Source organism: Enterococcus sp. AZ095a, from assembly GCF_050546735.1.
GTDB classification, from domain to species: Bacteria; Bacillota; Bacilli; order Lactobacillales; family Enterococcaceae; genus Enterococcus_D; species Enterococcus_D entomosocium.
In genome coordinates, this window is sequence record NZ_CP172953.1 from 2958760 (window position 1) to 2978554 (window position 19795).

15 protein-coding genes are annotated in these 19795 nt (G+C 44.5%); 5 read left to right on the forward strand and 10 right to left on the reverse strand.

The window, feature by feature from the left end; genetic code table 11:
• Window positions 1-6: 6 nt before the first annotated feature.
• Complete coding sequence (lysA, locus tag IGJ26_RS13600) at window positions 7-1323, reverse strand: diaminopimelate decarboxylase (RefSeq protein ID WP_005233959.1); 1317 nt, start codon at window positions 1321-1323, stop codon at window positions 7-9.
• A 4-nt stretch (window positions 1324-1327) separates the two neighbouring features.
• Window positions 1328-2497: a M20 metallopeptidase family protein gene (locus tag IGJ26_RS13605; protein ID WP_016621702.1), complete on the reverse strand. Its 1170-nt coding sequence runs from the start codon at window positions 2495-2497 to the stop codon at window positions 1328-1330.
• Window positions 2498-2719: 222 nt separating this feature from the next.
• Between IGJ26_RS13605 and dapA the strand changes: the two genes are divergently transcribed.
• From dapA to dapD, 3 genes are read left to right on the forward strand one after another with little or no spacing between them, the layout of a single operon-like run.
• On the forward strand, window positions 2720-3601 hold the full coding sequence (gene dapA, locus IGJ26_RS13610) for a 4-hydroxy-tetrahydrodipicolinate synthase (protein ID WP_008380503.1): 882 nt from the start codon (window positions 2720-2722) through the stop codon (window positions 3599-3601).
• A gap of 13 nt (window positions 3602-3614) precedes the next feature.
• The gene (dapB, locus tag IGJ26_RS13615) at window positions 3615-4370 is read left to right on the forward strand and encodes a 4-hydroxy-tetrahydrodipicolinate reductase (RefSeq protein WP_086316561.1); all 756 of its coding nucleotides are present in this window, start codon (window positions 3615-3617) and stop codon (window positions 4368-4370) included.
• Window positions 4371-4382: 12 nt separating this feature from the next.
• Window positions 4383-5096, forward strand: coding sequence for a 2,3,4,5-tetrahydropyridine-2,6-dicarboxylate N-acetyltransferase (dapD, locus tag IGJ26_RS13620; protein WP_086316562.1), 714 nt, complete (start codon window positions 4383-4385; stop codon window positions 5094-5096).
• Window positions 5097-5240: 144 nt separating this feature from the next.
• On the opposite strand, the gene IGJ26_RS13625 is transcribed toward dapD, so the two are convergent.
• The 8 genes from IGJ26_RS13625 to IGJ26_RS13660 form a co-directional block, all read right to left on the reverse strand.
• Complete coding sequence (locus IGJ26_RS13625) at window positions 5241-6194, reverse strand: DHH family phosphoesterase (protein ID WP_008380500.1); 954 nt, start codon at window positions 6192-6194, stop codon at window positions 5241-5243.
• Window positions 6195-6248: 54 nt separating this feature from the next.
• Window positions 6249-7580 (reverse strand): DRTGG domain-containing protein, encoded by a 1332-nt coding sequence (locus tag IGJ26_RS13630; RefSeq protein WP_005233948.1) that lies wholly within the window; start codon window positions 7578-7580, stop codon window positions 6249-6251.
• A 37-nt stretch (window positions 7581-7617) separates the two neighbouring features.
• The gene (locus IGJ26_RS13635; RefSeq protein WP_005233945.1) at window positions 7618-8301 is read right to left on the reverse strand and encodes a metal-dependent hydrolase; all 684 of its coding nucleotides are present in this window, start codon (window positions 8299-8301) and stop codon (window positions 7618-7620) included.
• Between the two features lie 198 nt (window positions 8302-8499).
• On the reverse strand, window positions 8500-9939 hold the full coding sequence (locus IGJ26_RS13640; RefSeq protein ID WP_016612801.1) for an MFS transporter: 1440 nt from the start codon (window positions 9937-9939) through the stop codon (window positions 8500-8502).
• A 241-nt stretch (window positions 9940-10180) separates the two neighbouring features.
• Window positions 10181-11863 (reverse strand): ribonuclease J, encoded by a 1683-nt coding sequence (locus IGJ26_RS13645; protein ID WP_005228243.1) that lies wholly within the window; start codon window positions 11861-11863, stop codon window positions 10181-10183.
• A gap of 122 nt (window positions 11864-11985) precedes the next feature.
• Complete coding sequence (locus IGJ26_RS13650) at window positions 11986-13038, reverse strand: aspartate-semialdehyde dehydrogenase (RefSeq protein ID WP_016612859.1); 1053 nt, start codon at window positions 13036-13038, stop codon at window positions 11986-11988.
• 304 nt (window positions 13039-13342) lie between these two features.
• Window positions 13343-15130, reverse strand: coding sequence for a glycoside hydrolase family 13 protein (locus IGJ26_RS13655; RefSeq protein WP_034872136.1), 1788 nt, complete (start codon window positions 15128-15130; stop codon window positions 13343-13345).
• 160 nt (window positions 15131-15290) lie between these two features.
• Complete coding sequence (locus IGJ26_RS13660; RefSeq protein ID WP_061053279.1) at window positions 15291-15776, reverse strand: MarR family winged helix-turn-helix transcriptional regulator; 486 nt, start codon at window positions 15774-15776, stop codon at window positions 15291-15293.
• Window positions 15777-15914: 138 nt separating this feature from the next.
• Between IGJ26_RS13660 and IGJ26_RS13665 the strand changes: the two genes are divergently transcribed.
• Together IGJ26_RS13665 and IGJ26_RS13670 are read left to right on the forward strand one after the other, a co-directional pair.
• Window positions 15915-18257, forward strand: a complete 2343-nt coding sequence (locus tag IGJ26_RS13665; RefSeq protein ID WP_008380388.1) for an ABC transporter ATP-binding protein/permease — start codon at window positions 15915-15917, stop codon at window positions 18255-18257.
• A gap of 156 nt (window positions 18258-18413) precedes the next feature.
• Complete coding sequence (locus IGJ26_RS13670) at window positions 18414-19763, forward strand: Nramp family divalent metal transporter (RefSeq protein ID WP_008380385.1); 1350 nt, start codon at window positions 18414-18416, stop codon at window positions 19761-19763.
• The last annotated feature ends 32 nt before the right edge of the window (window positions 19764-19795 follow it).

Genomic DNA, 19795 nt, shown 5'->3' on the forward strand with positions numbered 1-19795 from the left:
AAAATTTTACTTGCTGGAAGCTTCTTCTTTTAGAAACGAAGGAACCACTTCATTTTGCAGCATTTGCTCGTAGGACTGGCGTTTAACGGCTAATTCCGCTTGGCCATTTTCCACAAAGACGACTGCGGGTATCTGTAAATTATTGTAGCTGCTGGCCATCGAATAGCCGTAAGCTCCTGTTGCGAACGTAGCAAACAGATCCCCAGTTTCAACGGGCGGTAATGCAAGATCTTTTACTAAGATGTCTGTGCTCTCACAAGCTTTACCAGAAATGGTGATCTTCTGTGTCGCTGCTTCGGAAGCGCGGTTGGCTAAGATCCCAGTATAAGTTGCTTGATAAAGACCAGGACGAATATTGTCTGTCATGCCACCGTCAATGCTGGCGTATGTTCTGATTCCCGGCAATGTCTTGATACTGCCGATGGTGTGCAAACTAATGCCTGCTTCTGCGACGATACTGCGACCGGGTTCAATAACGATGGTCGGACGTTCGCTCTGGTGCTGCGCATAAAAGGCGTCGATTTTTTCCATCACAGGATCTAAAAAGTAGCTGTAGGGTTGGCGAATATCTGCATCTGTGTATCGAACGCCAAAGCCGCCGCCAACATTTAGTTCTTTGATCCAATAATCAAAACGTTCATGAATGGTTTGGACAAGGGCCAAAGCCGCATCAACTGCCGCTAGATGTGAGCGATTGTCCGACAATTGACTGCCGACATGAAAATGCAGGCCATAGAAATCCAATTCAGGTGCTTGAATCACTTCTTCCACTAACGGAAATAAGATTTCTTCATCTAAAGGAATCCCGAATTTTGAATCTTTTTGTCCGGTCGAGATAAATTGATGGGTGCTGACCGAAACCTCGGGTGTGATGCGCAACAAGATTTTAGCAACGACTTGCTTTTCTTGACATAACGCGCGGATCAAGCCGACTTCTTGAATGCCATCAACGATGATCCGTCCCACGCCATAATCAAGGGCGGCTGCTAATTCTTCAATGGATTTGTTATTGCCGTTAAACTCGATGTGTTCTGCTGGAAAATCAGCTTGGATCGCTGTATACAGCTCCCCACCGCTAACCACGTCTAATGAAAGTCCTTCTGACTTGATCACTTGCAGCATCGCTGTAGTACAGAAAGCTTTGGCGGCATATGCTGCTCGTGTCTTGCTGTAGCGCGTCAAAAACTGCGCCTGAATCTTTTGGCATTCTTCGCGAATCTCCGAAACGGAATACACGTAAAGGGGGGTTCCAAAGGTTTTTGCCAGCTCAACGGTATCGCAACCGTCAATGTATAAGTGATTGTTCTTGATTTCTTTTGCCATCGCTTTACTCCTTGTCTGTCGGCTCGTTCAACGCCTCGATCAAACGAACGTAGCATTCGATGCCTTGCAATAGATTTTTTTCGTCAAAATTCATTTTGCTGCTGTGTAAAGGGTGGACATAGCCTTTTTCTTCATTTCGGGTACCCACAAAGAAAAAGACGCCTGGGATCTCCTTTTGGTACATCGAAAAATCCTCTGCCAACATATATGGCGGTGTTTCTCGGTAGCTCTCCCCGACCACTTTTTCTAACACTTCCACCATCTCAGGATCATTGTCCACGACACGATAAAGATGTTCGAATTCAACATCCGCCGTGCAATCATATCCTTTGGCGATTTCTTGTGCGACAGTGGTGATTCTGCGCGTCATCGTTTCATAGACTTCATCTTCAAACGCCCGCATCGTTCCTTTTAAAACGACCTTGCCGGGAATGATATTTTCCGCATCTCCCCCATGGATCTTCCCAAAAGTGATGACCCCAGCAGAAAGCGGGCTGATATTGCGTGAAATGATCGAATGCAATCCTTGAATGATCGCAGCCGCAGCTAAAATGGCATCATGCCCTTGATGAGGCTGGGCACCATGGGCACTCGTACCGTTGATCGTTAGATTGATCTCGCCGTTACGGGCCATCATCGGACCTTTCCGACTCGCAATGACTCCTTCGGGAAAGTCTGGGAAGACATGCAGCCCCACGATTTTTTCCACGCCAAAATCTCGTAAGATGCCTTCATCGATCATCAGTTGAGCGCCACCGGGGCTTTCCTCGGCTGGTTGGAAAATCAAAACGATCGTTCCACGAATCACTTCAGGATGCGTCGCTAAGTATTTGGCAAACCCTAGCATCGTTGCCATATGGCCATCATGACCGCAGGCGTGCATTTTTCCTTCATGTTTGGAAACAAAGGAAACACCGGTCTCTTCTTTGATCGGCAGTGCATCGATATCCGTTCGAAAGGCCAGCGTCTTTCCTGGGCGATTGCTGCGAAAGACAGCAATCAAGCCGGTTTCAATCACTGGATAGATTTCTTTGATCCCAAAGGATTGCAACTGACGCAGCAAGTATTCCTTTGTTTTGAACTCAGTTAACCCTAATTCAGGGATTGTATGTAATTCACGACGAAAACGAACCACGTCTTCGGTTAATTCTTTGACTGCTTGCGATACTTGCATGTTAAAACACCTTTCTATACATTCCTTTTAAAAATATCCATAAAAACCAGCGAATATTCAGTTTTTCATTGATATTGTTTAATATTATAGTATATAATTCGAATAATCTATAGTATAAATTGTCGAAATGTTTCGATTTTTATTGAAAAATTTACCCCTCGTTTTGGTACACTTATACGTAGAGTTACGAAAAATAAATTGGTTGAAAGGATGTGTCGTAGTTTGACAATATTCAAAGGTTCTGGCGTTGCGTTGATCACCCCTATGCTTCAAGATGGTTCGGTGGATTTCGATAAGCTGAAGGAGTTAGCGGAGTGGCATGTGCAGCAAGGAACGAATGCAATCATTGCATGCGGTACGACCGGTGAAGCATCCACGTTAGACGATGAAGAACATATCGCGGTGATCGAAGCGGTGGTAAAACAAGTTGCTGGTCGAATCCCCGTCATCGGCGGAACAGGCTCCAACAACACCCAACATGGGATCCATCTTTCAAAAGAAGCACAGCGCGTTGGTGCTGACGCATTATTGGTTGTAACACCCTACTACAACAAAGCGACCAAGAAAAGTTTAGTCGCTCACTATGAAGCAATCTGTCAAAGCGTTGAGCTGCCAGTGATCTTATACTCCGTCAGCTCAAGAACCGGCTTAAATTTAACACCTGAAGCCGTGGCAGAACTGAAAAAAATCCCTAATATCAAAGGCATCAAAGAAGCCAGCGGTGACATTTCGCAAATCGCAGAAATCGCTCGTCTTGCGGATGATGACTTTGCGATCTATTCAGGAAATGACGATCAAGTAACCCCAATTTTAGCTTTAGGTGGCTCTGGCGTGATTTCAACGATCGGCAATATCGCTCCGAAACAAACGGCACAACTCGTTGCTGATTTCTTAAATGGTGATGTAAAAGCAGCTATCAAAGAGCAGTTGCGACAAAAACCGTTGATCGATGCGATTTTCAGTGAAGTAAATCCTGTGCCGATCAAAGCAGCGGTCTCCTTGCTAGGCAAATGTGAATTGCATTATCGTTTGCCTTTGGGTGTCCCAGAAGATGCGACTCTCGTTCATTTAGAAGAAGAAATGACCAATTACGGATTGCTGTAAGGAGGAGTTTTTGGTGAAACAAATTTTATTAAGCGGTGCAAACGGTCGCATGGGCAAAGTGTTGCAAATCCTGATCGCAAAGCACCCTCAGTTAGAAGTGGCCGCCGGCTTGGATCGTACCGAGCAGTTAGATGGTCCGTTTCCGATCTATGATCGTCCAGAAAAAATCACGCAGCCGATCGATTTGGTGATTGATTTTTCTCATTATAGCAATGTCCCTGCCTTGTTGAACTATTGTGTCGAACAGCAGCTGCCAATCGTGGTTGCTACAACTGGTTTGACGGAAGACACGCAGATGATGCTGCCGTTGGCTGCTAAAGTGATTCCGGTTTTCTATTCTGCCAATATGTCGTTGGGGATCAATGTACTGATCAAAGCACTACAAAGTATCACCCCCGCATTAGAAGCTGACTTTGACATTGAGATCATCGAAAAGCATCATAATCAAAAACTTGATGCACCAAGCGGTACAGCTTTGCTGTTGGCAGATAGTATCAATGACAGCTGCGAAACAAAAAAAGAGTATCTCTACGGGCGTGAAGGCAGTGATCTAGTAAATGACCGCAAGCAGATGGGCATCCATGCCGTTCGCGGCGGAACGATCCCTGGGGAACACATTGTCATCTATGCTGGGCAGGATGAAATCATTGAATTAAAACACACTGCGCTCTCCCGCGAAATCTTCGCCAATGGTGCGCTAAAAGCAGCGGAATTTTTAGCCGATCAACCAGCCGGTTTTTATTCCATGCAAAATCTAATCGACAAGTAAAGGTGGTCTCTCATGACAGAATTACAATTTTCCGATCCTTATCAATTAGCAAAATATATCAAAGAAGCAAATAAACAAACACCTGTAAAAGTCTATATCAATGGAGATCTTGGCGACGTCCAAGCAGACGGCATCCAATTGTTTGGTAACGGCACCTTCTATTTCGTGGTTGGTGACAGTCAAAAAGTAGCTGAGTTTTTAACCGCGCACCAAGACAAAATCACCGATCACTATCTGGAAAATGATCGCCGCAACTCAGCGATTCCTTTGTTGGACTTGACGAAAGTCGATGCCCGTATCGAACCAGGTGCCTTTATCCGGGACCAAGCCATCATTGAAAAAAATGCCGTTATCATGATGGGGGCAGTGATCAACATTGGTGCTGTGGTTGGTGAAGAAACCATGATCGATATGGGGGCGATTTTAGGTGCCCGGGCAACCGTTGGGAAAAAAGCCCATATTGGCGCTGGTGCTGTCTTGGCTGGCGTTCTTGAGCCACCTTCAGCAAACCCAGTCATCATTGAAGACAATGTTTTGATCGGCGCAAATGCCGTCGTCCTTGAAGGCGTCCGTGTCGGCGAAGGTGCAGTCGTTGCTGCCGGTTCTGTGGTGACTGAAGATGTCCCTGCTGGAGCAGTCGTTGCTGGCTCACCAGCTAAAGTCATCAAAATGAAAGACGAGAAAACGAAAAGCAAAACCGAATTTTTAGACGATCTACGGGGGTAAACTTCTTATTTTCTCGTAAATACGCAACAAAAAAACGCAGTGCCGGTTCAGTGATGAGCCTGCGCTGCGTTTTGTCTAAAAAAGGGCGTGCCGAAAGCTTTTGGCACGCCCTTTTTCTATTGGCAAATGTGCTTGTAAAAGTGTTTATTCTGCTTGAAATTCTTTGATCGCTGCTTGGATCTCTTGATAGATCACTGCAACTTCTTCAAGGTCTTTTGCATTTGCTCCACTGGCAAGCGGATGTCCACCACCATGATGGCGTTTGGCGATCTCATTGATCACTGGACCTTTCGAACGCATCCGCACCCGGTAATAGCCTTCTGGTTGTTCGACAAAGATCGCCCAAGCCATCACTTCGTCGATTTTCCCTGGTAAGGAAACGACTGCTGAGGTTTCCGAATCTACTACGCCAAAACGCTGCTGCAATTCTTGTGATAGGATCACTTTGCCAGCACCAATCTCATCAATCTCGATGTTTTCGTAGACATACCCTGAAAGGCGAGCAACACTGCGAGAGACTTGATCCAATTGACGATTGATCTTCGGAGCATCAAAGCCGTAATCCAATAGTTCAGCCGCTAAGCGCAGGGTTGTCGCTGTCGTTGCCGGATATAAAAACCGTCCAGTATCACCAACAATGCCCGCATATAACAGACGAGCCGCTTCTTGCGTCATCGTCAGCTCGTTTTGAAACATTTGCCAAAACGAAACGATCATCTCACTACAGCTGCTGGCTTTCGTATTGACCCAAACCAGTTCTCCGTAAGGTTCATCATTAGGGTGATGATCGATTTTGATCAATTTCGCCCCTTGATCATAGCGTTGGTCACTGATCCGTGGTGCATTGGCCGTATCTGTAACGATCACCAGCGCCCCTTTATACAAATCATCAGGGATCGTCTGCATCAGCGCCAAGTAATCCAATCCTTCAACGGGTCCGCCAACTTGATAGATTTCTTTTTTGGGAAAACTAGCTCGTAAAATTTCTGCCAACCCCACTTGTGATCCTAATGCATCTGGATCAGGGCGCTGGTGCCGATGGATAATGATCCGGTCGAATGCTTTGATTGTTGCAAGTATTTCTTCTTGTACCTTCATGAATGGTCTCAACTTTCTCTCTAAAATTTTTCCATAAGTGCCGTTTTCGATGATTTATGGGCGTTCCATTACTTGGCATACCACGATCGCTTTTGCCACTAAGGAATTTTCGATCGATACTTCGATATCGATTTTCGCCGAACGTCGCCCCAGTTCTAGAATCTTCGGTTGAATGATGATCTCGCTTTCTAATTGGATCAAACGGAAGTAATGCAGATTGACTTGCTCGATCCAGCTATTGCGTCGTTGATTCAACTGCATCGTACGTTTCGCCGTATTAGCGATTACTTCACTCAAGACACCAAAAGAGATCGTTCCGACTTCATTAACCATTTGGGGCGTCACCGCAAAGCTGAAATACGGCTGTGGCAATTTGTTCCCTTCAAAATCTTGTTCGATAACTTGCATCTGTCCCGAGATTTGATCAGAAATCGTATCTGAAATTTGCGTTTGTCGTTGGACCATCTGCATCGCTTTCATAATGTCTTGGCGTGTGACAATCCCAATCAAAGAAAGGTCATCAGCTACGACGGGCATCACTTCTAAGCCATCCCAAATCATCTGATGGCTGGCAGAGGCCACACTCATCTCTTTTTTTACGACCCGTGGTTCCCGGGTCATGATTCGTTCGATGATCTGCGTATCAGGCTTTTCTAAGACATCTTTGGCTGTGATGATCCCAACGACCCGCATATTCTTGTTGACGACTGGATAGCGGGAGTGATTGGTAGACTCCGAAAGCAGTTTGTAATCCTTGACCGTATCAAAGGTGTGCAGATACTTGGTTTTTTCCAATGGCATATAAATGTCACTCACCAGCATAATGTCCTTTTTGATCAGCTGGTCGCTTAAGGCACGGTTGATCATCGTTGCCACGGTAAAGGTGTCATAGGTCGTTTGTAAAATCGGCAACTCCAATTCGTCTGCTAAACGACAGATTTCCTCTGTTGTTTCAAAGCCTCCCGTGATCAAGACGGCTGCGCCATCCTCCAGTGCCAACTTGTGGACTTCGTTGCGGTTTCCGACGATCACTAAGGAGCCAGGCGTGATGTAGCGTTCCATTGCTGATTCTTTCATAGCGCCGATAACAAATTTGTTCAAGTCTTTGTCCAAACCGGCAGCGCCGCCCAAAACATCACCTTCAATGATTTGGACGACTTCGCCGAAAGTTAGTTTTTCAATGTGTTTTTTTAGTTTTCGTTCGATACGGATGGTTCCGACACGCTGGATCGTTGAAACCAAGCCGATATTTTCCGCATCTTTGATTGCCCGATAGGCTGTTCCTTCACTGACATTCAAGTCTTTTGCGATTCCCCGCACCGAGATGCGATCGCCTACAGGCAGATTCTCGATATGCGCTAAAATCAAGTCGTGTTTTGTCGCCATAATTATCCCCTATTCCTACTACGAATCTTCCTGTTGCTTAAACTTCTAATGTCTCACCGACTGCAAGGATCTGGCCCACACCTGCCGGCAATAAATTCACGAAGGTTTGCGGATCTTGCTTGATCATTGGAAACGTATTGTAATGGATCGGTACTACTTTGCTCGCGTTTAAAAGGGCCGCTGCTGTTGCGGCATCTTGAACGCCCATCGTAAAATTATCCCCGATCGGTAAAAATGCCACATCGATGTCGAAACGTTCACCGATCATTGCCATATCGCTAAAGAGTGCAGTATCTCCAGCGTGGTAGATGGTTTTGCCTTCTGCTTCTAAAATGATTCCAACAGGATTGCCCATATAGATCATCGTTCCGTCTTCTTCAAGGCCAGAGCTGTGTTTCGCTTCCACCATTGAGATTTTGCCAAACGGAAACTCAAAAGAACCTCCCATATTCATGCCATGCGTCTCAGCAACGCCTTTGCGGGCTGCATAGCGGCAAATTTCAACGACACTGATCACTGGCGCTTCATTTCTTTTGGCGATCGGCACCATATCCCCAATATGATCACTATGACCATGCGTGATCAAAAGCCAATCGGTTTCCACTGTCTCTGCATCTAAATCAGTCAGAGCATTTCCAGTAATAAAAGGGTCAAACAACAATTTTTGGCCATCCGCTAATTGGATAGCAAGCACTGAGTGTCCGTGATACGTGAGTTTCATACAACATTCCCCTTTCCATCTAAGTAATACAGTCTAATATTTTTCATTATAACAGATAACGCCAGAAATCCAAAAGCACAAATTCTGGCAGCTTTATTACATCCGTCCTTTTTCTGGTTCTTGTCAAGAAAAATAAAAAAACTGTTCTACCCTTTCTGAATAAGGAATAGAACAGTTCGACCTGATGACTTCAAGCGATCATAGCGTTTTCTTACGTCCGCCTTGTTTATAGATGCGCCAGACTGTTAAGAATAACGCCGTGATACAAAGAAGGAACGCCCCAAAGAAGGTGATTTTCATGCCATAGGCAAAAATATCTGCCCGACCTGCGATATAGGTCGTCACATGCTTTCCATACGCTTGACTCATTGCTGCATAGAGAATCGTCGTTGCTAAGGATATCCCTAACACCATGCCCAAGTTACGGGCAAAGGAATTTAGACTACCTGCCACCCCAAGATTTTCTTTGGTGACACTGCTCATTACCATCGTATTGTTTGGGGATTGGAACAACGAATTGCCAAGTCCCATGATGGCAGTGGCAACGATATAATACCAAATCGGCGTATCCTGATTCATAAACATATACATCAGCTGAGTGATCGACAGCAACGCTAAGCCAGCTAAGACCAAAATCTCCGGTCCTACACGGTCCGTCAAATACCCGCTAAGTGGTGAACCAATGACCATCATCAAAGGAAAGACCATCATCAGCATCCCTGCCACGCTCGGCGTTAAGCCTCGGGCACTTTGCAAGTAAAAGGGAATCACGACATTGACAAAAAAGTTTGCAGAAAAGATCAGCAACGCCGTGATCAGGCTCATGGTGAAAATTTTATTACGAAAGATCCCAAAGGTAATCAGCGGTTTACTCACACGCGCTTCTACTCGCAAAAAGACGATGAATGCCACTAAAGCGATCCCACCCAACAGCAGCGGCAGCCACGTTAGAAAGCCACGCTCTTGTCCAAGAAAAATGCCGCCGAAGAAGCTGATAATTGCAATTGAAAACAGCACAAACCCGGTTTTATCGATGGAATCATGACTCATGGTAATATCTTTTGGTAACACCTTTTCTCCAGCAATCATCGTCAGAATACCGACAGGAACATTGATCCAAAAAATAAACGGCCAAGAAAAATGCGCCAAAATCACTCCGCCTAATCCAGGACCGGCGATGGAGCCTAACGAAACAAAGGCACCAATCATCCCTAAGGCGCGTCCTCGTTCACTCATAGGAAAAACTTCAGTAATGATTCCGGTATTCGTCGCCATCGTCATGCTAGCACCGATCGCTTGCACCACTCGGGCAAATAAAAGAAATGCTAAGGAGTGATTAAACCCGCATAACAGCGAACCGATAATAAAAATTAGCATTCCCAAGCGGAAAACTTTGATTTTGCCCCAACTGTCCCCTACCTTACCGAATAATAAAAGGCAGGCACAAACGATCATCAAGTAAACGGACACGACCCATTCCGCTTGATTCATAGGTACACCCATATCTGCCGAGATCGTCGGCAATGCGATATTTACGATACTCCCATCCAGTGTTGACATAAAGGTAAACATCGAAACAGCAATGAGAATCCACCACTTTCTCTGTTGTACTACGGGGTTTTCTTGATAACTATTCACAAATCGACCATCCTCTCTTTGCTTATTTTGTTCCTCTAGTCTTAGGGGGACAACTTTGTATTATTGATCGAAATCCATTCGCCGTCAATCCTTATCTGCCCATTCACGATCAAAATAAGGGGCATTTATTGAAAAAACGTCGCCTGTTTCTTGCACAAAAAAAGACAAAAGCTTCGGTGAAAAGAAATCGGCCGTCAAACGGCTATTCTTTCACCTGCTTTTGTCAGTAGGTCAAAACGAATTATTTACGGTTGCGATTTCTTTGGCTTGATTCCATGATGACCGGCAAGATGACTGGACGGCGTTTGGTTTGTTCAAACAAGAAACGACTCAAACGATCACGGATATCTTGTTTCAATTTGCTCCATTCAAACTCTTCATCATGAAGGTGTTTTTCTACGATTTCTTCCACGATCTCGCCACTTTCACGAATCAGGTCACGGCTGGCTTTCACGTAGACAAACCCGCGAGAAGTGATTTGAGGCGCAGAAATAATTTTCTTTTCACGACGATTGATCGTCACTACCGCAACGAAGATTCCGTCTTCAGATAAGACTTTGCGGTCTCGCAGGACGATATTCCCAATATCACCGACACCGATCCCATCGATCATGACGTTTTCAGCTGGGACCGCACCTGCGGCGATCATTTCGCCTTTTTTGTATTCTAAAACATCCCCGCGTGCAGTAATGAAGATATTTTTCATCGGAATCCCGACTTCTTGCGCCAAGTCCACATGGGCGGCTAATTGGCGGTACTCGCCTTGAATAGGGATAAAGTACTTCGGTTTCATCATATTCAACATCAGCTGCAGATCATTCGGGTTGGCATGACCAGAAACACGGAAATTATCCGAGATCTGTTTCACGGTACCGCCAGCGCGATAGATGATATCTTCCGTTTTCGCAACCACCGTTTCCATTGCCGTTGTCGGCGTCGTTGTGATGTAAACAAGATCTCCTTCTTTGATGCGCAGCGTCCGGTGAGAGCCGTTGGCCATTTTTTGCAACGCTTTGATTGGTTCCCCCATACGACCTGTTTCTAAAATCAACAACTGTTCGTCTGAGTATTTTTTCATTTCTTTTTGGGTGATCAGCAAGTCTTCGGCAGGTAATTTTAATTTCCCTAACTTCATGGCCGTTTTGATGATCCGACCAAAATCTTGACCAGTCAAAACGACTTTGCGGTCAGAACGAAACGCCGCATCTAATACTTGTTGCACCCGTTGCAAATTGCTAGCAACGCTAGCGACGATGATCCGACCTTCCCAGTAACGGATATTGTCATAAACTTCATCTTGGATCGTCAATTCAGAAGCAATCGGCGTTGGATTTTCGGCATTTGAGGACGTACTTAGCAATGCTAAGACTCCTTCTTTTCCAATTTCCGCTAAGCGGCCAAAATCAGTTTGATACATAGGGATCGCTGTTTGGTCAAACTTGAAATCTCCTGTATAAACGATATTGCCAGCTTCTGTTTTTACGCTGATTCCAACAGAATCAGGGATAGAGTGGGTCGTACGGAAAAAGCTGATGGTCGCATGGCCAAAGTCGATCTCCGAATGTTCATCGATCACATGAAAATCTTTGAAGCGCTTGGTAGCTTCATTTTTATTCACGGTCAATTTTGCTAGTTCGATCGTTAACTCGGTCCCAAAGACCGGTACTTGGATATTCTCCAAGAAATAAGGCAATGCACCAATCGCATCTGCATGCCCGTGGGTCAAGAAGACACCCGCCACACGGTCGGCATTTTCTTCTAAATATGTGAAGTCTGGAATCACTGTATCGATCCCTAATAATTCATTTTCTGGATAACGGACACCGCAATCCAGCACAAATATATCCTCGCCAACTTCAGCAATGTACATGTTCTTTCCGTTTTCGCGTACACCGCCAAGAGGAATGATTTTTATCGTTTCCACTTTTATTCACCTCTTAATTTTTTTCTACTGTATTATTTCCCAAGCATAAGCCGTCCCTATTATTATACAACAAAAAAAAGAAAAGCGTGGCATTCACCACACTTTTCTGAAAAACTTATGGTTTACACATGAACTAATCCTTGCTGATGCAGGCTTTCAGCGATTTGAACAGAGTTCCATGCCGCACCTTTCAGCAAATTATCAGAAACGACCCATAAATGCAAGCCGTTTTCGACATCCAAATCTTTGCGAATCCGACCAACAAAGGTTTCCGTTTTGTCCACACTGGTCAAAGCTTGCGGGTACACTTGTTGACTCGGATCATCTTGCAAGACAGCTCCTGGGGATTCGCTGATCCACTGCCTAACTTCCTCAACACTGGCATGGTCTTTGGTCTCGATATAAATCGACTCCGAATGACCGCTAAACACAGGGATTCTCACACACGTAGCTGCTACTTTGATCTGCGCATCTTCCATGATCTTCTTCGTTTCATTGATCATTTTCCACTCTTCGTAAGTATAGTCGTCTTCAGCAAAGACATCGATTTGTGGCAAGGCGTTAAACGCGATTGGGTAGTGCTTTTTATCGCTGCCTGCTGGTAAAATCTCAGGATTTAGTTCATCAGCGGCTTTGCCGGCTAATAGTTCTTGAGATTCACGAGTCAATTCAGCCAAGGCTTGTGCGCCAGCACCTGAAACTGCTTGATACGTTGAAACCAAGACCCTCGATAAACCGACTTTTTGACGAATCGGTTCTAATGCCACCATCATTTGAATCGTTGAACAATTCGGATTGGCAATGATTCCTTTATGTTGCGCTAATGCATGAGGATTCACCTCAGGAACGACTAGAGGAACATTCGGATCCATCCGAAAATGACTGGTATTGTCGATTACGACTGCACCGTGTTTGACTGCTTCTGGAGCAAATTGTTTTGAAATGCCACCACCGGCACTGAACAATGCAATATCGACTCCCGCAAAGGAATCTGCGGTCAGCTCTTGAATAACGAGTGGTTCATTTTTGAACACAAGGGTCTTCCCAGCAGAACGTTTGGATGCCAACAACGTTATTTTTTTGATCGGTAACGTGGTCTTCTCCAACATCTCAATCATTTTTGTTCCTACTGCGCCGGTAGCTCCGACAACTGCTATGTGATACCCTGTACTCATCAAATCACTCCTCGAATAAAAATACATTTTTACTAGTTTATCATATCTTGTAAAAAAGAAAAGGCCTTTCGTGGAAAGAAGCGCAAAAAGAAGGCAGAACTATCTAAATTTTCAATCGTTTTCCCCGTTTCAGGAAAAAACTACCTATATTTAAGGGTTATCATTTGTCACATTTAGGTGTTATAGGATATAATACCGACAGAAGGAATTTTGGGGAAGATTCTTTCCAACGTGCATGGGGAAATTAAAAATACCCAAAACATTGAATGAGGCAAGAATTGCATATGCAATTCTTGCCTCATTTTTATGCTTCATTCGATTCTTCGTTATTTACTTTCACGATAGCAAAGCCTTTGTTATCGATGATCATCGTCTCATCTTCCAGTTGGACAAACTGTTCCATCAAAATTGAATCAGGACGAGAGAGTGTAAGTTGGTCCTCGCCAGTGTTGAAAATACCGATGATCCGCTGTGCCCCCAACTCTCGTTCGAAAATGATCAGGCCATCTTCTTCCGAAACCCAGTTCCAACTCAAGGAACCTTCAGATAAGACTTTTTGGTTGTCTTTGCGTAGTTTGATCAATGACTGGGTGAAATGCAGCAAATCACGATCTTGCTTTTCCTCATCCCAAATCATACATTTACGACAATCCGGATCCATATCACCGGTCAAACCAATCTCATCGCCGTAATACAGGCAAGGAACGCCTTGTTGCAGATACGTAAAGGCCATCACTTGGCGCATCAAGTCTTTGTCTCCCCGAGCCAAAGTTAACAAACGCGGGGTATCATGAGAATCCAAAATATTGAACTGCACTTGGTTGGTTTGCTCCCGATACAACATCAGCTGGTTATTTAATTCCGAGACCATTTTCGTCATGGAGATCTCGTCTTTGACAAAATATTCAATAATTGCATCTGTAAAGGCGTAGTTCATCACTGCATGAAACTCGTCGCCTTGTAACCAGCGTTGAGAAGAATGCCAAATTTCCCCAAGGATATAAAAATCATCTTTGGCCTCATCACACACTTGGCGGAATTTTTTCCAGAAGAAGTGACTAACTTCATTAGCCACGTCCAAGCGCCAAGCATCGATATCAAATTCTTCGATCCAATAACGAGCGATCTTCAACAAATAATCTTGCACATCGGGATTTTCCGTATTGAGTTTCGGCATATGCGGCGTAAAGGCAAAAACATCATAGGTGATGTCATAAGCATCTTCAAAGTTTTCCCCTTCTTTGTAGTTGACAGGAAACTCATTGATGTGGAACCAATCAGCAAACGGCGAATCTTTGCCGTTTTTGATGACATCTAGCCATTGATGCGAAGTATCCCCCATATGGTTGAAAACAGCATCCAGCATAACTTTGATGCCGCGTTTGTGGCATTCCTCCACTAATCGTTTAAAGGTATCGTTATCACCAAAAGCAGGATCGATGGCCAAATAATCGATGGTATCATACTTGTGATTCGAATATGCCTCAAAAATCGGACAGAAATAGATCCCATTGATTCCTAGATCGACAAGGTAATCCAAATGATCGATGACTCCTTGTAGATCCCCACCGAAAAAGTCTTGGCGATCGGGATTTTTTGAGCCCCATGGCAACACACCTTCAGGATCATTTGATGGGTCCCCATTTGCAAAGCGCTCAGGGAAAATTTGATACCAAACCGTTTCTTTCGCCCACTCGGGAATTTTGAAACGATCGGCTTCTTGGAAGTAAGGCATCCGAAAATAATTGTTGTTCATTTCTAAATATTGCTGTTCAAAGGGGTAGACCCCGTGATCCCCATAGAAGACATGCAACCCATCGTAACTTTCGATGGAAAAGCCGTAAGACAAACGGCGGAATTCTGCTCCGACCGATACTTGCCAATAATCATGCAAGTCCGTGGAAAGAATTTTTTGCATTTCAATTCTTTGTTGGTACCAAGCTTCTTTATACAGTGTGTAAGGATCACCGCAAAGTAGCTGGACATGGCGGACGTCTTGACGGGCGGTACGCAAACGGATATGCATTTTATCCTTCTCGTACAAATACGCAAATTCACTTTCGGGACGATGATAGATGGCAGTAGTATTCATAGCAGACTCCTTTGACTTGTTTGATATACCCATTGTCGCACAAATCAGAAGTCAAAACAAGAGAAAAACGCAATCGGTTGCTTTATCTAATAAATCGATAATATAGGTCAATATGAAATTAATTCAGCAATTAAAAAGCAAACGATTGCTTCACCCTTTTTTAATCAAACGGTGTCTTCTTCTCACATTGATTGCCAGTCCGTAAAATGTCATATTTCCGCAAGATCCCCACTGCCTCCGTCAACGACTGACTCAACTGCTGGATATCTTCCGCAGCCATTTGAGCGGTTTTGGCATTCAAGCGGTCTTCCACTTGTTTTTTCTTTTGGACAAACAACTGCTTCCCAGCTTCTTCCAAATAAACATTGACGTTGCGACGATTGACGCCGTTGGTTTTGCGTACCACAAAGCCAGCCTTTTCCAACCCCGAGATCGAACGACTGATTTGGACTTTTGATGTACCGATTTGCTGGGCCAACTCGGACATCGTAATTCCTTCATTACTAGAGATCACCACGAGTTCCAAGATTTCCATTTTGGTCAATTTTAAATCTTCCAGACCGATTTCTTCAAACAATATGTTTCCCATCAGCGAAAATATCTCCGCAAACACTGCCATATTGAATGTTCCTAACGCTTTTTCCATACTCTCCCTCTTTTCTGTCTTTAGTTTAGTATAAATTATTTGTTTAAACAATGATAATCGTTGATTTTTGTTAACCATTATGATAGCGTGGTTACATAATGAAAATAATCGTGAAAACGGCAAGAAAAGAGTGACCCCATGTTAGAATTAAAAGATATCAAGAAGTATTATACAGTTGGCGCCAGTACTACGAAAGCCCTCGACGGCGTCACCGTCGCCTTTCGTAAACAAGAGTTTGTTGCCATTTTAGGGCCAAGCGGCTCTGGGAAAACAACCATGTTGAACGTGATCGGCGGCTTAGATAATTACGACTCTGGTGATATGATCATCAATGGCAAATCAACCAAGTCCTTTAAAGACCGCGACTGGGATGCCTATCGGAACAATTCGATCGGCTTTGTCTTCCAAAGCTACAATTTGATCAGTCATTTAGGCATCATCGACAACGTCGAGCTTGGAATGACCTTGAGCGGTGTGTCAAAAGAAGAAAAACGCGCCAAAGCAACCGATGCTTTGACGCGTGTGGGCTTAGCTGAGCATATGCACAAAAAACCAAATCAGCTTTCTGGTGGTCAAATGCAGCGGGTAGCGATCGCTCGTGCCTTAGCAAATGATCCTGATATCCTCCTTTGTGATGAACCTACAGGTGCCTTAGATTCAGAGACAAGTGTCCAAATCATGGAACTGATCCAAGAACTATCAAAAGAAAAATTGGTCATCATGGTTACTCATAATCCTGAATTGGCCCACAAATACGCTGGACGGATCATTGAATTCAAAGACGGACGAATCATTAAAGATTCGAACCCCCATGTCGAAGGCCAAAAGAAAGACCAATTCGAATTAAAGCACACAAAAATGAGTTTTATGACGGCCTTACGTTTGTCGTTTAACAATATCCGAACCAAAAAAGGGCGCACCTTCTTGACAGCCTTTGCTTCTAGTATCGGAATCATCGGAATCGCCATTGTTTTGTCACTATCAACGGGATTCCAAAAACAAATCGACAATACCCAGTCAGAAACATTAGCTCGTTTTCCGATCACGATCTCACAAGTGGCCACTGAACAAGATCCATCAGCGATGGGTACGCGGGATAAATCTGAAGATTTCCCTTCAGATAAAGAGGTCACTGCCAAATTAAGTGATACGGATCGTGCAACTCATATTAACAAAATCGATCAAGAGTTTCTCGATTACATCAACGACATTGATCCTGAGTTAAGTAACAATATCGGCTACACTCGTTCAACTTCATTGAATCTTTTCCGCAAGATCGATGACAATGTGGAACAAGTCAGCTTCTCCAACGCGTCGCCTGACAATGAACAGACCAATGCCATGATGTCTGCCATGAGTGCCTCAACCGGTATTGGGGTTTCGACTTTCCCTGAGCAGTTATCAGAAGATAACGGCAATTTCTTGAAAGACAACTATGACCTTTTAGAAGGCAGCTACCCAAGTGCCAGCACAGATGTCGTTTTGATCGTCGATGAAAATAACGTAACGAATGTCAATGCATTGATCAATCTCGGTTTTGATATTGAAGATGGTGACACGGTTTCCTTCGACGATATCGTGGGAACAAAAATCACATTGGCGTCTAATGATGCCTTTTACACCGAATTGCCGACTGGAAACTTCATTCCAAACCAAGATTTAAATGAAGTTTTCGATAACAGCAACAACAAAGAATTAACGATCAGCGGAATCTTACGTATCAAGCAAAACTCTACGATGAACTTGCTGTCAACCGGCATTGCCTACAGTGATGCCCTCGCGCAAGAAGTGATCAAAGAAAACCAAGACTCAGCGATCGTCCAAGCACAAAAAGATAGCGACACCAACGTGATGACGAATGAACCCGTTGACGAAAGTGCCAAAGATTCATTGATCGCTTATCTCGGCGGCAGTGATTTACCAAACAGCATTATGATCTATCCAAATGATTTCAGTGCCAAAGAAAAAATCCTTGATTACTTGGATGACTTCAACAAAGGCAAAGACAAAGAAGACCAAATCGTTTATTCCGATTTAGCCGGTACGATGACTCAATTGACTGGTGGCTTGATGGATGCGATCACCTATGTCTTGATCGCTTTTGCAGGAATCTCTTTGGTAACCAGCATGATCATGATCGGTATCATCACTTATACCTCTGTACTAGAACGCACGAAAGAAATTGGGGTCTTAAAAGCATTAGGTGCTCGTAAAAAAGACATCACCCGCGTCTTCGATGCCGAAACCTGTATTTTAGGGATCGCTTCAGGGGCTTTAGGTGTCCTCATTGCTTGGTTAGCTACATTCCCGATCAACGCGATCTTATATAGTATGACTGATCTCGAAAATGTTGCTCAATTAAATCCGGTCCACGGCCTGATCTTGATTGCCGTCAGCACCGTTCTAACCATGATTGGCGGCCACATTCCAGCTCGAATGGCAGCGAAAAAAGATGCAGCGATCGCTTTACGCGCCGACTAATTTTATAAGAAAACCTAACAGGCAGCAGCCATCCCCTTGGCTGCTGTTTTTTTGTCCTTCCTTCTGACTTCCAAAAGGTTTCTCTTGAAAAATCCATAAATGAGGAATACAATAGATTTGTTTTTAGGTATACCTAAAAAGATAGGGTGTGAAACGATGAATGAAGAAAAAAAATTGATCCAAGCGGCCAACGGTCCTAGCTTGGAAGAAATAAATAATACAGTTGCCATCCCAAAAAACGGCAGCTTTTGGCGCAATCTCTTAGCGTTCTCTGGTCCTGGGGCATTGGTAGCCGTGGGCTATATGGACCCAGGAAACTGGATCACCTCGATCGGAGGCGGTGCTGAATATGGCTATCTCTTACTTTCTGTGATCTTGATTTCCAGTTTGATCGCTATGCTACTGCAATACATGGCAGCCAAGCTAGGGATCGTGACCCAGATGGACCTTGCGCAAGCAACTCGTAAACACACCAGCAAAGGTTTAGGCTTTGTCTTGTGGATCGTCACCGAATTGGCTATCATGGCAACGGATATCGCGGAAGTGATCGGAGGAGCGATCGCTCTCAATCTACTATTCGGCTTACCGTTATTAGTTGGGGTCATCTTAACGATTTTCGATGTATTGCTTCTGCTCTTTTTAATGAAACTAGGTTTCCGTAAAATCGAAGCGATCGTCATGACACTGATTTTGGTCATTATGCTGGTCTTTTGTTACGAAGTCATTATTGCTCAACCGGATCTACCGGCTGTCTTGCAAGGCTTTATTCCGCAAAAACAAGTCTTGAACCATGGGCAGCTGACAATGGCATTGGGGATCGTTGGTGCGACTGTGATGCCCCATAATCTCTATCTGCATTCTTCGATCTCCCAGTCACGAAAAATCGATCGCAGCGATACTCAAGAAGTGGCAACGGCCGTGCGGTTCGCTACTTGGGATTCCAATATCCAATTATCCGCTGCGTTTTTGGTCAATTGCCTGCTTTTGATCTTAGGAAGCGCCTTGTTCTTTGGTCATAGCGAAGAAGTCGGCACCTTCTCCGCGCTGTTCAATGCATTGCAAGATTCCTCCATTGCTGGTGCTGTCGCCAGTCCAGTCTTGAGCGTTCTGTTTGCCGTAGCGCTCTTGGCATCCGGTCAAAATTCAACGATCACTGGGACACTGACAGGCCAAGTCGTGATGGAAGGATTTATCCATATGAAGATCCCTACTTGGGCGCGACGTCTGATCACCCGTGGCTTATCGGTGATCCCCGTCTTGCTTTGTACAATTTACTTTGGCGGCAACGAACAAGCTCTGGACGATCTGCTGATCTATTCGCAAGTCTTTTTAAGCATCGCCTTACCCGTTTCGATGATTCCGCTGGTTCTTTTTACCAGCTCAAAAAAAATCATGGGGGAACGCTTCAAGAATCCGCTATGGGTCTCTACCTTAGGCTGGATTTGTGCCATTGCACTGACGGTCTTAAATGTCCGCTTGATCATCGAAACACTCGGCAACTTCTAATATCGAAAAAAGCTTACGAGGTAGCCTCGTAA

Coding starts and splice junctions, on each gene's coding strand:
- IGJ26_RS13655 (WP_034872136.1), bottom strand. CDS start 15,130: ATGAATACTACTGCCATCTATCATCGTCCCGAAAGTGAATTTGCGTAT.
- lysA (WP_005233959.1), bottom strand. CDS start 1,323: ATGGCAAAAGAAATCAAGAACAATCACTTATACATTGACGGTTGCGAT.
- IGJ26_RS13625 (WP_008380500.1), bottom strand. CDS start 6,194: ATGAAGGTACAAGAAGAAATACTTGCAACAATCAAAGCATTCGACCGG.
- IGJ26_RS13630 (WP_005233948.1), bottom strand. CDS start 7,580: ATGGCGACAAAACACGACTTGATTTTAGCGCATATCGAGAATCTGCCT.
- IGJ26_RS13605 (WP_016621702.1), bottom strand. CDS start 2,497: ATGCAAGTATCGCAAGCAGTCAAAGAATTAACCGAAGACGTGGTTCGT.
- IGJ26_RS13660 (WP_061053279.1), bottom strand. CDS start 15,776: ATGGAAAAAGCGTTAGGAACATTCAATATGGCAGTGTTTGCGGAGATA.
- IGJ26_RS13650 (WP_016612859.1), bottom strand. CDS start 13,038: ATGAGTACAGGGTATCACATAGCAGTTGTCGGAGCTACCGGCGCAGTA.
- dapD (WP_086316562.1), top strand. CDS start 4,383: ATGACAGAATTACAATTTTCCGATCCTTATCAATTAGCAAAATATATC.
- IGJ26_RS13670 (WP_008380385.1), top strand. CDS start 18,414: ATGAATGAAGAAAAAAAATTGATCCAAGCGGCCAACGGTCCTAGCTTG.
- IGJ26_RS13635 (WP_005233945.1), bottom strand. CDS start 8,301: ATGAAACTCACGTATCACGGACACTCAGTGCTTGCTATCCAATTAGCG.
- IGJ26_RS13665 (WP_008380388.1), top strand. CDS start 15,915: ATGTTAGAATTAAAAGATATCAAGAAGTATTATACAGTTGGCGCCAGT.